This is a genomic window from Exiguobacterium sp. H66, assembly GCF_018618705.1.
In the GTDB taxonomy this organism is placed as follows: Bacteria; Bacillota; Bacilli; order Exiguobacteriales; family Exiguobacteriaceae; genus Exiguobacterium_A; species Exiguobacterium_A oxidotolerans.
Map to the genome: position 1 here is coordinate 246,324 of NZ_JACSMQ010000001.1, position 14,125 is coordinate 260,448.

Here is a 14,125-nt window from a genome sequence, read left to right on the forward strand (position 1 = left end):
TCATCACCTTTTCTAAAAATAAGGATAGTACTAGTTTACACTGAATCGGCTGATGAAAAAAAGACCTCTTCTAGTCGTTGTTCCCAATCCAAAATTTCAATCGTATGCCTTTTTTGCGGTGATCGTTTTGTCGTATTACCACAAATATCACAGCACCGGTCCTGGACGATCGGTTGCTCATCAAAATGATTCAAGATGAACGTTCGTCGACACGTTATACTTTGAATATAATTTATCATTTGCATAAGTTCACGTAAACGTATCTTTTTTCGCTCTTCTTGCCAAGCGATGATGTCCTCACGCGACCAGCGATCACTGAGTTGCGATTTTAATAACCGATACGCCGGATCTTCGACATCTAACCCTAAACGCCGTTCCATCGTTTCAAGCGGTTCCTGACGTGCCATGCCCGCTAACAATTGGTCAATCCAAAGCACGGGGGCATACTGCTTTTCGACTAAAAACTGCTGTAGACGGTGATCCCCTTTTGCATAGAGCAGTAGCGCTGTCGACGGCGCTCCGTCTCGCCCTGCCCGACCGACTTCCTGCATATAGGCTTCAATCGTCGCCGGCATCGAGTAATGGATGACGGTCCGGACATTCCCTTTATTGACCCCCATGCCGAAGGCACTTGTACAGACGAGACACTCAATCTCATCATGTAAGAATTGTTGTTGGATCAATTGACGATCCTCTGCTTCGAGTCCTGCATGGTAGTATGTCGCCTTCGTGATTAGACGTGCGACACGCTCTGCTTCGTTTCTTGTCGTCGTATAGATGACACACGGACGTTCTACCTTCGTCAACCAGTTTACCAGCACATGATCTTTTTGATCAGGCTCAACGTCTTCGACGATAAATTGAATTTCCGGTCGATTGACGGAATGCCGGATAATCGTCGGGTCCGACAGCTCTAAGCCTCTTAACATATCCTGTTCCACTTGTTTCGTTGCTGTTGCCGTCAAAGCTAAACAAGTCGGGTTTCCGAGTTGTTTCTTTACGATTCCAAGCTTCGCGTACTCGGGGCGAAACTCATGACCCCATTGTGAAATACAATGCGCTTCATCCACGACGAATAAATTAATGTTTGTTTGCTGAAGCCGTTGTTTGACGTTCGGCATCGCCAATTGTTCCGGTGACAAATACAAATACCGAAGTTGACTCAGGTGACGTAAAATCTGCTCTTTTTGGTCTTTTGTTTCGTGCGACGTCAATTTAGCAACGGAACGTTCACCGCGACTTTTGATTTGCATGACTTGATCTTCAATCAACGATAAGAGCGGCGAAAGGATGACGGTCAACCCTTCTGGCAACAAATAGGACGGAAGTTGATAACAGATCGACTTCCCTCCCCCGGTCGGCAAGATGGCGACCGTATCGCGACCTGCTAAAACGGATGCAATGATGTCTTTTTGACCTGCTCGAAAGCGGTCATGCTTAAAATAACGTTTTAAGACAGTCTCCATCATCTCTCCTCCCATCTTTTTCGCGCTAACGCGATACGAATTTGAAAATAATCGGTCTCAAGCTTCAATTCACCTTTAATTCGTTTCAACGAAAATGTCTCGTTTCGATTTGCTACTTCAATCACTTCTTTAAATTGTGCATCCGATAAGAATTGGCTCCGCGGGAATACGTCACTGTACATCGCAATTTCGACGAGGTGATCTTCCATCGTGCTCTTCTTCAGGCGGCGCCGCTCGGAGATTTCATTCAAAGCAAATCCGTTACGTAACATATCCCACGTTTTCTGTGCTGATTGTGTCATCTTCGATTGATCAATATCTTCACCAAGACGTAAAATCAGTCCTGCTTCATCCAAGTGACGCAAACATTTTCGCCAAGCCATCATAAATTCCAAGCGGAGCGACAAGACGTCACTGTCAAGTTTCTCTTCAAGTTGCGGGTAAGACAAACCTGTTTTCAACCCCGACAAGCGGTAACTGATGAGCGTCGCTTCTTTTACCGACAGCTGACGCAACGCCTCTCGTAATTCATGGTACACCTGATCAATCCACTGCGTACGCTGCGGCATCCCTTTGACGTATCGCCGGACCCATTCCTTTATCGCGACGTCTTGCTGAACCGGTACGAAAAATCGTTTTTGTTCGAGACAAACGACGGTTTGAATCAAAAGGCTTAAGCGTTTCCATAAAATGATTGGAAATCCACGCAATTCACCGCCCATGTCATCGATTAAAAACGGTACTTTGATCGAGGATTCACCAAGCTCCGTGATGCGCAACGTTTCCGCTCGTTCAATGAAACCCTGCTGTTCCAGCTCAAGCAGTAGCCGATCGAATGTTTCTCGTCGAAAGGGCAGCACCCCAAAGACAGTTTCTAATTCATAGAAATGTGCATCCTGGAGTGATGTTGCCGAACGTTTTCCTTGAAGGATATGAAAGAGGCTACGATCTGTCCGTTCACCCCGGAGACGACTAATGGTTTCTAACAAAACTTGATTGATGACAGTCAATTTCATCCACTCCCCTCACATTCGATCGGTTTGATTATATTTAAAGTATCGTCTTCATTCGTTTATATGTATAGCATAATTAGCTTGACCTTTCCAAACCTCTTTCTTAGATTAACGCACCTACTGCGCCTTAGCCGACTATTTCCATCGCATCCTGTTACTTTGTTTGAATACTTCTACCGCTTCCTCATTGAAAAGAATGCATGAGTCCGATACAATGACATATAGATGAGAACAATACTAGATCAATCATGTTTTCGAATAGAGAGGAGAAATACAAAATGGCTAAATTTACGATTGTCGATAAAGACACGTGTATCGCTTGTGGCGCTTGTGGTGCCGCAGCACCTGATATCTATGACTATGATGACGAGGGCTTAGCATACGTCATTCTAGACGATAACAAAGGGACAGCAGAAATCCCGGAAGCATTGTTCGATGACATGATTGACGCATTCGAAGGTTGCCCAACTGATTCAATTAAAGTGGCAGACGAATCATTCGAAGGCGACGCATTAAAATACGAATAAGTATTTGACAGTATGGTAGCTTCACGCCATGCTGTTTTTTTATGACCATACATCAAAAAAAGCTGTACGGTTCGACCCAATCGGTCGATCCGTACAGCTTTTTTTAACAAGAATACCTGAATGATCGTTATCGTTTCCCTTTGATGTACGGTACACCAACAGCTTTTGGTGCATCGGCGCGACCGACGACACCAGCAAGTGCAAGGATCGTTAAGACGTAAGGCGCAATCAAAAGATAGACTTGAGGAATTTGATCGAGTAATGGTAACTGTTGTCCGATAATCGAAATCGCTTGAGCGAAACCGAAGAACAAGGCAGCTGCCATTGCACCGAGCGGATTCCATTTTCCGAAAATCATCGCGGCGATCGCAAGGAAACCTTGCCCGAGAATCGTCGTCACGCTGAAGTTCAATGAAATCGAAGTTGCATAAACTGCACCCGCAAGACCACCGAATCCGCCTGAAATCATGACTCCGATAAAGCGCATCTTCGTGACGTTAATCCCCATCGTATCTGCTGCCATCGGATGTTCTCCGACAGAACGGAGACGAAGACCGAATGGTGTCTTAAAGACGACGAACCATGCCACAACTGCTAAGATGATCGCAATGTACGAAGTATAGTAGACGTTTGCAAAAAACATTTTTAAAACAGGAATATCAGATAGGAACGGCACATTCTCTTTCGAAATCCGGTTCGGAATCGAGTCTGTTTGTCCTTTTCCATAAAAGGCACGGACTAAGAAAATCGCAAGACCAACTGCTAAGATATTGATCGCGACACCAAGTACCGTTTGGTCGGCACGGAACAAAATCGCAGGCACTGCAAGGAATAAAGCGAAGATTGCTCCGATGACGATAGCGATTAACATCGCAATCCATGGACTAGCAGCGCCGAATCCCATCTTCGATAATGTCAGGGCTGAAACAACACCCGTGAATGCACCCATGACCATCAAGCCTTCAAGCGCGATGTTGACGACACCAGAACGTTCACTGAAAATACCACCGAGCGCTGCGATGATCAATGGAGCCGAATAGGCAAGCGCGATCGGTACGATAATATAAAGTACATCTAGAAAGCCCATTATTTATCGGCTCCTTTCACTTTTTTGCCTTCTGCTCTTTTAACCGTCAGCTTTTCGATGACGAGACGGATCGCGTAACCGGAAGCGACGAAGATGATGATGAAGGCGATGATGATTTTAATCAGTTCTGGTGGAATCCCGATTTGTTGCATCGACAGTCCGCCAATGTTGAGTCCGGCAAATAATAATGCGGCCAGAACGACTCCGATCGGGTTGTTCGCACCAAGTAAGGCGACGGCGATTCCGTCAAATCCAACACCCGTAAAGGATGCGTTTAGAGTCATGTTTTGGAATGTCCCTAACCCTTCCATCGCTCCAGCAAATCCAGCGAATACACCAGAGATGACGAATGAGAGAATGATGTTCTTGTTGACACCCATACCGGCATACTCTGCAGCACTTTTATTAAATCCAACTGCACGTAACTCGTAACCGAGCGTCGTCTTCCAAAGAATGAACCAGAAGACGAGTGCGGCGACGATGGCAATGAAAATCCCATTGTGCAAACGCGAAAAATCCGTTAACTCTTGCAAGAATGGTGAAGCCAACGAAGCCGTTTCTTTGACTGAATCTGTCCGCTCGTTTTTGATTCCGATGACGTGACGTAAAATATCATTCGTCACATACAACGCGATGTAGTTCATCATGATTGACGTGATGACTTCATGGACATGGAAACGCGCTTTTAAAATACCTGGAACCGCAGCCCAAAGTGCCCCCGCTAAACCCGCTCCGATTAACGCGAGTGGCAAGTGGATTGCTGTCGGGAGATCGAAAGAAATCCCGATCCAGACCGCGACCATCCAACCGACTAAAACTTGACCTTCAACCCCGATGTTAAATAATCCCGTTCGAAAGGCAAAGGCGACGGCGAGACCCGCAAAAATCAATGGTGCTGCTGCACGCAACGTTTCTCCGATACTATACGGTTCACCAAAGATTCCGTAAAACAGTTGATCAAATCCAGCGATTGGGTCATAACCACCAATCAACATGACGATGGCACCAACTACCATCCCGAGGATAATTGACAAGATTGGAATCAAAATCCCATAAAAACGTTCGAGTTTCATGAACGACCTACCTCCTCTTTCTTACCGCCAGCCATCAGGAAGCCGAGTTCAATTTCATTCGTTTCCTTAGGATCGAGAAAGGCTACTGTCCGTCCTTCATACAGAACGGCAATGCGGTCTGAGACTTGTAAAATTTCTTCGAGTTCAAACGAAATCAAGAGGACAGCGCGTCCTTTTTCCCGTTCAAGTACTAACTGCTCATGAATGAATTCAATTGCACCGACATCGAGTCCACGTGTTGGTTGCGCAGCAATTAATAAGTCAGGTGAACGATCGACTTCACGCGCGATGATGGCTTTTTGCTGGTTCCCGCCCGATAAGGCGCGAGCAAATGTTTCAGGACTTGGAGTTCGGACGTCGAACTTCTCAATTAACGTTTGAGCTTTTTCCATGACCTGCTTATAGTTCATGATGCCTGCTTTTGAATACGGTTTTTGATAGTACGTTTGTAAGACCATGTTATGACCGATTGAATAATCAAGAACGAGTCCATGTTTATGACGGTCTTGAGGAATATGACCGATGCCCGCTTCCGTCACTTTCCGCGGCTTCAGGTTTTTGATTGATTTGTTGTTTAAGAATACTTCTCCGCTTTCGGCTCTTCTTAATCCTGTGATTGCTTCAATCAATTCAGTTTGACCATTCCCATCAATCCCTGCAATCCCGACGATTTCGCCGGCTCGAACATCTAAGTTCAGTCCGTCGACTGCTTTAATCCCACGACCGTCTTTAACGACGAGGTTTTTTACATCGAGAACGAGTTCTTGTGGATTTGCCTTGGAATACTCCGCATCAAAGTTTACTTCACGGCCAACCATCATTTCAGCGAGTCTCGACTGTGTCATCGTTTCATCGATATCAACTGTACCAATGTACTTACCACGACGAATCGTCGTACAGCGATCTGCGACTTCCATGATTTCCTTCAATTTATGTGTGATCAAGATGATCGACTTACCTTCAGCAATCAACCGATTCATGATTTGAATCAATTCTTTGATTTCCTGAGGCGTCAATACAGCCGATGGTTCATCGAAGATGAGAATGTCAGCTCCACGATACAGTGTCTTTAAAATCTCGACACGTTGTTGCATCCCGACTGAAATATCTTCAATTTTTGCATCTGGATCTACCGCAAGACCATACTGCTCCGAAATTTGGCGTACTTTCTCCCGGGCAGTTGCGCGGTCGATTTTAAGACCCGATTTCGGTTCTGCACCTAAAATGATGTTTTCCGTGACGGTGAAATTTTGAACGAGCATGAAGTGTTGATGCACCATGCCGATTCCAAGATCATTCGCGACGTTCGGACTCGTAATATTAACTTTTTCACCGCGTACACGAATTTCTCCAGCCTCAGGCTGATACAAACCAAATAAGACGTTCATCAGCGTCGATTTTCCGGCACCGTTTTCACCAAGTAAAGCGTGAATCTCACCTTTCCGAAGCTGGAGCGTGATATTATCATTTGCGACGAAACTGCCAAACTCTTTTCGTATGTTTAGCATCTCAATGACGTATTCCAAGAAAATCCACTCCCATGTTTAGTTTAAAAGGGGAGGCCGCAATGCTAGCGACCCCCGCTTCCATTTTATTAAAGTGATGCTTCGTACTCTTTATACTCATCGTCAGTTCCTGGAACTGTGATCTTTCCATCGATGATTTGTTTTTTGTAGTCTTCGACTTTCGTCAAGACGTCTTTTTCAATGTTGTCTTGTGAAGGTGCGATATCAACGCCGCCATCTTTAAGACCGAATTCTACGACTTTACCTGCTGGGAAGTTGCCATCTTTCGTATCTTTCGCAACTTGTTCAACTGCTGTATCAACACGCTTAACCATTGACGTCAATGTCACGTTTTCTGGCATACCTTCTTCGACTTGGTCACGGTCAACACCGATGACCCAAACATCTTCACCGTTTTTCTTACGGTTTTTCGCTTCTGTGAAGACACCTTGTCCTGTACCGCCAGCTGCGTGATAAATCACGTCAACTTTCTTGCCGTACATCCCTGAAGCGATTGCTTGTCCTTTTTCAGCAGCATTGAAATCTTCTGCATATTGAACTTCAACTTTTGCATCTGGGTTGACAGCCATGACGCCTGCTTTAAATCCACTTTCAAACTTTTTGATTAAGTCTGAGTTTACGCCACCGACGAATCCGACTTTATCTGTTTTCGTAGTAAGACCCGCGACGACACCAACGAGGAACGAACCTTCGTTTTCCTTGAAGACGATTGACGCGACGTTCGGCTTATCAACGACCATATCGACGAGTGCAAAGTTCTTGTCGTCAAACTGATCCGCTACTTTACCGATATCTTCTGCCATCAAGAACCCGATTCCGAGAATCAAGTCGTAGTTCGCACGTGCTAATTGTTGTAAGTTCGGTTGATAATCCGATTGTTTTGCTGATTGAAGGTACTTGTAACCAGTTCCTTCTTTCAAATCGTTATCTTTACCGAACTTCTGAATGCCTTCCCACGCAGATTGGTTGAATGATTTATCATCAACACCGCCTGTATCTGTGACCATACCTACTTTGAAGCCGTCTTTTTCGCCGCTTCCTGAATCTTTAGAATCATCGTTGCTACCACATGCTGCGAGTACCGAACTCATTGCTAAACCTGTTGCTGCTAATGCGAGAAGTGACTTCTTTTTCATCTGAAATAATCCCCTTTCGAATATGGTCATACAAAGTTCCTGACTACGTCAAGCACCTGAGGCTGGTGATGAGGAGCGTTACGTAGGTTGGCGGAAGCGCTTTCAGTAAAACTCCTAAAACAATCGATTATACACGTTTACGGATGACATGGAAATCAAACTTATCCGCACGGAAATAGTTCGCTGAATAAAGAACGGATCGGTCGAGCTCATCATAATGCGTTTGTCGCAACGCGAGCAAGGGTTGGTCCGTATGTAATTGTTCAGCGATTTTCGGATCGATTCGAGGTTCGATATGCGTCACCGCATGTGTGACCCGACGACCTAGTTCTTTTTCTAGTGCGTCGAACAGTGAAGTCGAAGACGTAAACTGTTCTTCATTTTTAATATAATGGCTTGGAATCTTATCGACGCAATAGACAACAGGAACATCTCCTGCAAGTCGGATTCGTTCGATTCGATAAACCAGTTCATCCGGACCAAGTTGGAAACGTTCTCGGTCACGTTCTGTCGGTTGAACCATTTCTGAAGATAAGACTTCAGACGTTGGAATCATCCCAGCGCGCGCAATCATCTCCGTCACACTGTACAATTCTTCAATCCCCGACGTGAATGGTGGTCTTGCATTGATAAACGTACCGACACCGTGTTTACGGATGACGATGTTCTCATCTTCAAGAATTCGTAAAGCCTCCCGAAGAGTCGCTCGACTAACGCCAAGTTGCTTTGAAAGTTCAAACTCTGAAGGTAGTTTCTCGCCTTCCTTGTAAACGCCGTCATCGATGTCAGACTTAATCTTTTCAATCACTCGTAAGTAAAGCAAACGATGATCTAATTTAATCGACATGACGCATCTCCATCCTCTATCTAGTTGTAACCAGTGCTCAGACTTCTGACGTATGAGAACTCCAGCCAAGATAAGTATATGACGTCGAACACAATCCTGCAATCATTTTGTAACAGGTTAGAAGTCTGACTTCTGGCGCTTTTGTAACCCTTTTCATATCGTATCTATTGTTGGAAGAAAATAGGGCGTTCTACCTAAGAATGCCCGCTCTTCCTTTGACGCTTATTGTTCAGGTACTTCTGTTTTACCTGAAATGACTTTTTCTTTCGCTTGTTCGAGCATGTCGAGTGTCTTTTTCGAGATTTTTTCTGACTCGATGATGTCAACGCCTTGCTCTTTCAAACCGTAACGAATCGTCTCTCCACCTGTGAGTTTTCCAGCTTTCGCTTCATTCGCTGTATCTTTGACCGCTAAGTCCACTCGTTTGATGACAGATGTCAACGTGACATCTTCTGGCATGCCTTCTTCTTGTTGGTCACGATCGACACCGATGACAGCAACTTCTTCTCCATTTTTCTTCCGGTTTTTCGCTTCTGTGAAGACGCCGTTTCCTGTTCCACCGGCTGCCGGGAAAATGATATCTGCCCCTTTACCATACATGCCTGCTGCGATTGCTTGTCCTTTTTCAGGTGCAGCGAAATCTTCTGCGTACTGTACGTCAACTTTGATGTTCGGATTAACGGATTTTGCCCCAGCCTCAAAGCCTGCCCGGAAGCGTTCGATTACATCCATCTTCATTCCACCGACAAAGCCGATGTGATCTGTTTTCGTTTCCATCGCGGCAACGATTCCCGCAAGGTAGGCACCTTCGTTTTCTTTAAACGTAATCGATGTCACGTTGTCTCCTTCGACGACGTTATCGATGATTGCAAACTGTGTATCTTTAAACTGATCGGCAACTGTTTTGATATCTTCATTAAACGTATTCCCAATCCCAAAAATCAAATCTTCTCCCGCTCGTGCAAGACGCGATAAGTTCGGTTGGTAATCTTGTTGCGATTTTGATTGAAGGTACGAGTAACCCTCATTTTTCTGAAGGTCGTTTTCTTTTCCATACGCTTGCAGACCTTCCCACGCCGACTGGTTAAACGATTTATCATCGATTCCGCCTTTATCGGCAACCATTGCGACAGAAAACTCGTCCTTGTTTCCCTTTGCACTATCATCTGAACCTCCACATGCTGCGAGTCCCACTGTTGCTACCGTCATTGCTGATACAAGTACTTGTTTTTTCTTCATTGTCATTCATCTCCTCTTCCATTTATGTGAGCGCTTTCATTATCTATTTGTGTAAAAGTCGCTCACTTACCTCTGTGAGAGGTAGGTCAACTCATATGACTGAGTATGACAAAACATGCGTATAAAATCAACAGACGTCTGACAACTATTTTCCTGAAATCGTTCTCATTTAGACTTTTTTAATATTTTCTTACACGTAAAGAAAACCAACGCTCATTATGTGAACGCTGGTTCTCTGTTATTACTTAACGTCCGATGACTCGGCGTGGTTTCGATCCTTCTGACGGACCGACGAGGCCATTCTCTTCTAATGCATCGATCAGTCGTGCAGCGCGATTATAACCAATCCGATACTTCCGCTGTATCATTGACGTCGAGGCTGTATCTTGCGTCAAGATGAACTGAACAACCTCATCATATAACGGATCGTCGACGTCAGATTCACCCTCAGGAACATCTTTTGGAATCATCGCTTCCACGTACTGTGCTTTTTGTTGACTGATGACATGGTTGACGACTTTTTCAACCTCTTCGTCTGATAAGAACGCCCCTTGGACACGAACAGGTTTATTCATCCCATTTCCAAGTAGTAGCATGTCTCCTCGTCCGAGTAGCTTATCTGCCCCGCTCGTATCGAGGATGGTGCGAGAATCCGTTCCACTCGATACGCTGAAAGCAATCCGAGACGGTATGTTCGCTTTGATGACACCCGTGATGATATCGACACTCGGCCGTTGTGTTGCGATGACCATATGAATTCCTGCTGCCCGTGCCATCTGAGCAAGACGCATGATGGCATCTTCGACTTCGTTTGAAGCGACCATCATCAAATCTGCTAGCTCATCGACAATGACGACGATGTAAGGTAGACGTTGATGGACTTTCTCTTCCGCATTCATCTTATCAATCAATGCATTGTAGCCTTCGATGTTGCGGGCGCCGTTCTGACTGAAGATTTCATACCGCCGTTCCATCTCTGAAACGACTTGTTTTAAGGCTTGCGCCGCTTTTTTCGGGTCGGTGACGACGGGTGCGAGAAGATGCGGAATGCCATTGTAGACATTCAACTCAACCATTTTCGGATCGATCATCATCAAGCGGACTTCATCCGGTCGTGCCCGCATCAATATCGAGACGATCATCCCATTGATACAGACTGACTTCCCGGATCCCGTCGATCCTGCGACTAACACGTGTGGCATTTTGTTTAACTTCGCCGTCACGGTCTCTCCCGAGATACTCCGTCCAAGAGCGACAAGTAATCGATCAGGATCGGCTTGAACGCTTTCTGCTCCGAGGACTTCCCGAAGTGAGACCATCGCCACTTCACGATTCGGCACCTCAATCCCGACCGCTGCCTTTCCCGGAATCGGTGCTTCGATTCGAATGTCCTTCGCAGCGAGCGCGAGCGCCAGGTCATCTGCGAGTCCCGTAATCCGACTTAGCTTGATTCCTTGATGCGGTTCAATTTCATACTTCGTGACACTTGGACCTAAATGAATTTTTAAGACCTTTGCCCCAATCCCAAACGACTTTAAAGTCGCAATCAATTTCGTTGCATTGTCCTTGAGGCGTTTGTTCTCACCTGATAAATCTTTTGATGTCGGTTCCATCAATAATTCAAGAGAAGGCAATTGGTATCCGTCCGGTGTTTCAGTCATCGTCAACGGACCTTGTAGTTCAGCCGCCTGCGGTTCGACATGGTCCGCGAACCCGATGATCGGGACGTCTTGAATACTCTCCACTGCATCTTCTGGTTCGTTTTCCGGAAGTGACGGCACAGTAGTCTCCTGTTTAGCTGTTGTTGGTTTTGCTTGCCGTTCGAGTGGTTTACGTTCTTTTTGTTTTTTAGCCTCTTTGACAGGACGCTCCTTGCGTTCAGGTAAAGATCGCTCACGATTTCGAAACGCTTCCACCCGCTCGAGCATTCCATGCGCCAGTTCACTGAAGAATAACGGATGAAGCAGGTGCACGCTTGTGCCAATTAAAAACAACCCAATCAAGAAGGCACCAAAACTCGAAATGTAATAGGCCGATCCTTGATAGAGCCAAGCATTTAATGTACCCCTCGGCTCTCCTAATATTAAATCAATCCAAATTAAAAGACCGGCTGCGAGTAAACTGATCGCCCATTTTTTTTGTCGCTCGAGTTGCGATAGGAACAAGAGGAGCAAACTCCCTGACAAGCCATAAAGCAACGAGCCGAATTGACCGACCGTATCAAAAGCGAACTCGGCGAACTTCTCACCGACTCGTCCAAATTCTCCTAACGCAAGAAGATAGGCTAGTAATAACAAAACAGCGAAAACACCTACATATGTACGATATTGAATCGGAGGGCGTTGTTTTTTAGCCGGCGGTCGTTTCCGTGCCGTCGTTTGTTTGCGAACAGGTTTCTTTTTTGTCGTCGCCATCTATACTACCTCCTGATAAAAAAACGACTCAGCTGACCAGGAATTGGTCGATCTGAGTCGCTCTTCTTGTTAAATCTCCATGATGATCGGCAAAATCATTGGACGACGTTTTGTCTGTTCATATAGATAAGAACTCAGCTTATCTCGGATCAACGACTTCATTTCAGTCCAATCGAGTTCTCCCGTTAATTTTCCTTGGAGTTGTTTCGCGACGATTCGGTTAGCCTCATTGATCATATCTTCTGACTCACGCATGTAGACGAATCCACGTGAGATGATTTCTGGGCCTGACACGATCGTTTTGTTCTTCCGACTAATCGTGATGACGCAGAGAACGACACCATCTTGAGACAAGAGACGACGGTCACGTAAGACGATGTTCCCGACATCTCCTACACCAATCCCGTCAATCAACACATTTCCGGCATTCACTTTACGTGACATGCGTGCTTTACGTTTTTCAAATTCGATCACATCACCATTTTCAATAATGAAGATGTTGTTTGCATTGACACCTACCGTCTGTGCGAGACGACTATGCGCTTTTTGCATCCGGAATTCTCCGTGAATCGGAATAAAGAACTTCGGTTTGATTAAGTTGAGCATCAACTTCAAGTCTTCTGCGTGACCGTGACCAGACACGTGAACTTTACGTTGGTTATAAATGACGTTCGCCCCGGCACGGAACAACAGATCGATTGTTTTCGAAACCGATTTCTCGTTCCCTGGAATTGGTGACGCTGCGACGACGACTGTATCGTTAAGACGGATGTTGACTTGTTTATGTGCATTGCGTGCCATCCGTGTTAATGCCGCCATCGGCTCGCCTTGTGAACCGGTCGTCAAGATGACGACTTGGTTATCATCAAGGCGATTGATTTCTGATAACTCAATCAATGTTTTTTGCTTGAACCGTAAATAGTTCAAACGTTGCGCGACTTCGACGATGTTGACCATACTTCGTCCGACGACTGCAACTTTCCGGTTATTCGCTTCGGCCGCTGCGAATACTTGTTGCAAGCGGTGAACGTTCGATGCGAACGATGCAACGATAACACGACCTGGTGCTTCATAGATGACGTCGTTCAATTCGGACCCGACCGTCGACTCTGAACCGGACATCCCTGGCCGCTCTGCATTCGTTGAATCAGATAGAAGACATAAAACGCCCCGTTGCCCGATTGCTGCAATCTTACCGAAATCTGCTTGTTTCCCGTCGACTGGTGTGTAGTCAAACTTGAAATCCCCCGTATGAACGATGGCTCCTTGTGATGTTTGGATACAAACCCCGACCGCATCCGGTATCGAGTGGTTGACGCGGAAGAACGTAATGAAATGTCCTGCAACGGTTAATTTCGTCTTGGCATCAATTGGACGAAGATCTGCCTTCTTCAATAAACCGGCTTCTTTTAATTTGATTTCAATCAATCCGAGTGTCAGGCGTGTCCCGTATACAGGCACTTTCAAGTCACGTAAGACGTAACTGAGTGCGCCGATATGGTCTTCGTGACCGTGCGTGATGAAAATCCCTTGAATCCGTTCTTTGTTTTCCTTCAGATAACTTATGTCTGGAATGACTTTGTCAATTCCAAGCATCTCATCTCCTGGGAACATCAAGCCAGCATCGATTACGAAGATGTCCTCGTCGAGTTCGACGACGTACATGTTCTTACCGATTTCACCAGCCCCACCAAGAGCAAAGACGCTTACTTTTTCCGTCTTTTTCTTTGACACAACATGACCTCCTATTTGTATTCACTTTTCGTGAGCCGTCCACTTATCACTATCACTATTCTA

General features: G+C 45.6%; 11 protein-coding genes. 1 reads left to right on the top strand and 10 read right to left on the bottom strand.

The window, feature by feature from the left end; genetic code table 11:
* Positions 1-35: 35 nt before the first annotated feature.
* A complete protein-coding gene (locus KNP88_RS01295) occupies positions 36-1,466 on the bottom strand; it encodes a RecQ family ATP-dependent DNA helicase (RefSeq protein WP_251132573.1) in 1,431 nt (476 codons plus the stop codon).
* On the bottom strand, positions 1,466-2,482 hold the full coding sequence (locus tag KNP88_RS01300) for a YpbB family protein (protein WP_214892015.1): 1,017 nt from the start codon (positions 2,480-2,482) through the stop codon (positions 1,466-1,468). Before KNP88_RS01300 ends, KNP88_RS01295 begins: the two co-directional genes overlap by 1 nt.
* Before the next feature lie 275 nt (positions 2,483-2,757).
* Between KNP88_RS01300 and KNP88_RS01305 the strand changes: the two genes are divergently transcribed.
* A complete protein-coding gene (locus KNP88_RS01305) occupies positions 2,758-3,006 on the top strand; it encodes a ferredoxin (RefSeq protein ID WP_012370689.1) in 249 nt (82 codons plus the stop codon).
* Positions 3,007-3,133: 127 nt separating this feature from the next.
* On the opposite strand, the gene KNP88_RS01310 is transcribed toward KNP88_RS01305, so the two are convergent.
* The 8 genes from KNP88_RS01310 to KNP88_RS01345 form a co-directional block, all read right to left on the bottom strand.
* Complete coding sequence (locus KNP88_RS01310) at positions 3,134-4,093, bottom strand: ABC transporter permease (RefSeq protein WP_029330703.1); 960 nt, start codon at positions 4,091-4,093, stop codon at positions 3,134-3,136.
* Positions 4,093-5,166 carry an ABC transporter permease gene (locus KNP88_RS01315; protein ID WP_088837335.1) on the bottom strand — a complete coding sequence of 358 codons (1,074 nt, stop codon included), beginning with the start codon at positions 5,164-5,166 and terminating at the stop codon, positions 4,093-4,095. The genes KNP88_RS01310 and KNP88_RS01315 overlap by 1 nt, the downstream gene beginning before the upstream one ends.
* Positions 5,163-6,692, bottom strand: a complete 1,530-nt coding sequence (locus KNP88_RS01320) for an ABC transporter ATP-binding protein (protein ID WP_088837336.1) — start codon at positions 6,690-6,692, stop codon at positions 5,163-5,165. Before KNP88_RS01320 ends, KNP88_RS01315 begins: the two co-directional genes overlap by 4 nt.
* A gap of 68 nt (positions 6,693-6,760) precedes the next feature.
* The gene (locus KNP88_RS01325; protein ID WP_214892017.1) at positions 6,761-7,828 is read right to left on the bottom strand and encodes a BMP family lipoprotein; all 1,068 of its coding nucleotides are present in this window, start codon (positions 7,826-7,828) and stop codon (positions 6,761-6,763) included.
* A gap of 127 nt (positions 7,829-7,955) precedes the next feature.
* Positions 7,956-8,675, bottom strand: a complete 720-nt coding sequence (locus tag KNP88_RS01330; RefSeq protein ID WP_029330710.1) for a GntR family transcriptional regulator — start codon at positions 8,673-8,675, stop codon at positions 7,956-7,958.
* Positions 8,676-8,897: 222 nt separating this feature from the next.
* Complete coding sequence (locus KNP88_RS01335; protein ID WP_214765118.1) at positions 8,898-9,914, bottom strand: BMP family lipoprotein; 1,017 nt, start codon at positions 9,912-9,914, stop codon at positions 8,898-8,900.
* Between the two features lie 245 nt (positions 9,915-10,159).
* Complete coding sequence (locus tag KNP88_RS01340) at positions 10,160-12,328, bottom strand: DNA translocase FtsK (RefSeq protein ID WP_214804431.1); 2,169 nt, start codon at positions 12,326-12,328, stop codon at positions 10,160-10,162.
* Between the two features lie 69 nt (positions 12,329-12,397).
* Entirely contained in the window at positions 12,398-14,062 is a 1,665-nt protein-coding gene (locus KNP88_RS01345; RefSeq protein WP_214892019.1) for a ribonuclease J, read from the bottom strand.
* Positions 14,063-14,125 lie beyond the last annotated feature (63 nt).

Bases quoted from the DNA above. Each gene is read 5' to 3' on its own strand.
- KNP88_RS01295 (WP_251132573.1), bottom strand. From the start codon at position 1,466: ATGGAGACTGTCTTAAAACGTTATTTTAAGCATGACCGCTTTCGAGCA.
- KNP88_RS01315 (WP_088837335.1), bottom strand. From the start codon at position 5,166: ATGAAACTCGAACGTTTTTATGGGATTTTGATTCCAATCTTGTCAATT.
- KNP88_RS01310 (WP_029330703.1), bottom strand. From the start codon at position 4,093: ATGGGCTTTCTAGATGTACTTTATATTATCGTACCGATCGCGCTTGCC.
- KNP88_RS01330 (WP_029330710.1), bottom strand. From the start codon at position 8,675: ATGTCGATTAAATTAGATCATCGTTTGCTTTACTTACGAGTGATTGAA.
- KNP88_RS01325 (WP_214892017.1), bottom strand. From the start codon at position 7,828: ATGAAAAAGAAGTCACTTCTCGCATTAGCAGCAACAGGTTTAGCAATG.
- KNP88_RS01335 (WP_214765118.1), bottom strand. From the start codon at position 9,914: ATGAAGAAAAAACAAGTACTTGTATCAGCAATGACGGTAGCAACAGTG.
- KNP88_RS01305 (WP_012370689.1), top strand. From the start codon at position 2,758: ATGGCTAAATTTACGATTGTCGATAAAGACACGTGTATCGCTTGTGGC.
- KNP88_RS01300 (WP_214892015.1), bottom strand. From the start codon at position 2,482: ATGAAATTGACTGTCATCAATCAAGTTTTGTTAGAAACCATTAGTCGT.
- KNP88_RS01340 (WP_214804431.1), bottom strand. From the start codon at position 12,328: ATGGCGACGACAAAAAAGAAACCTGTTCGCAAACAAACGACGGCACGG.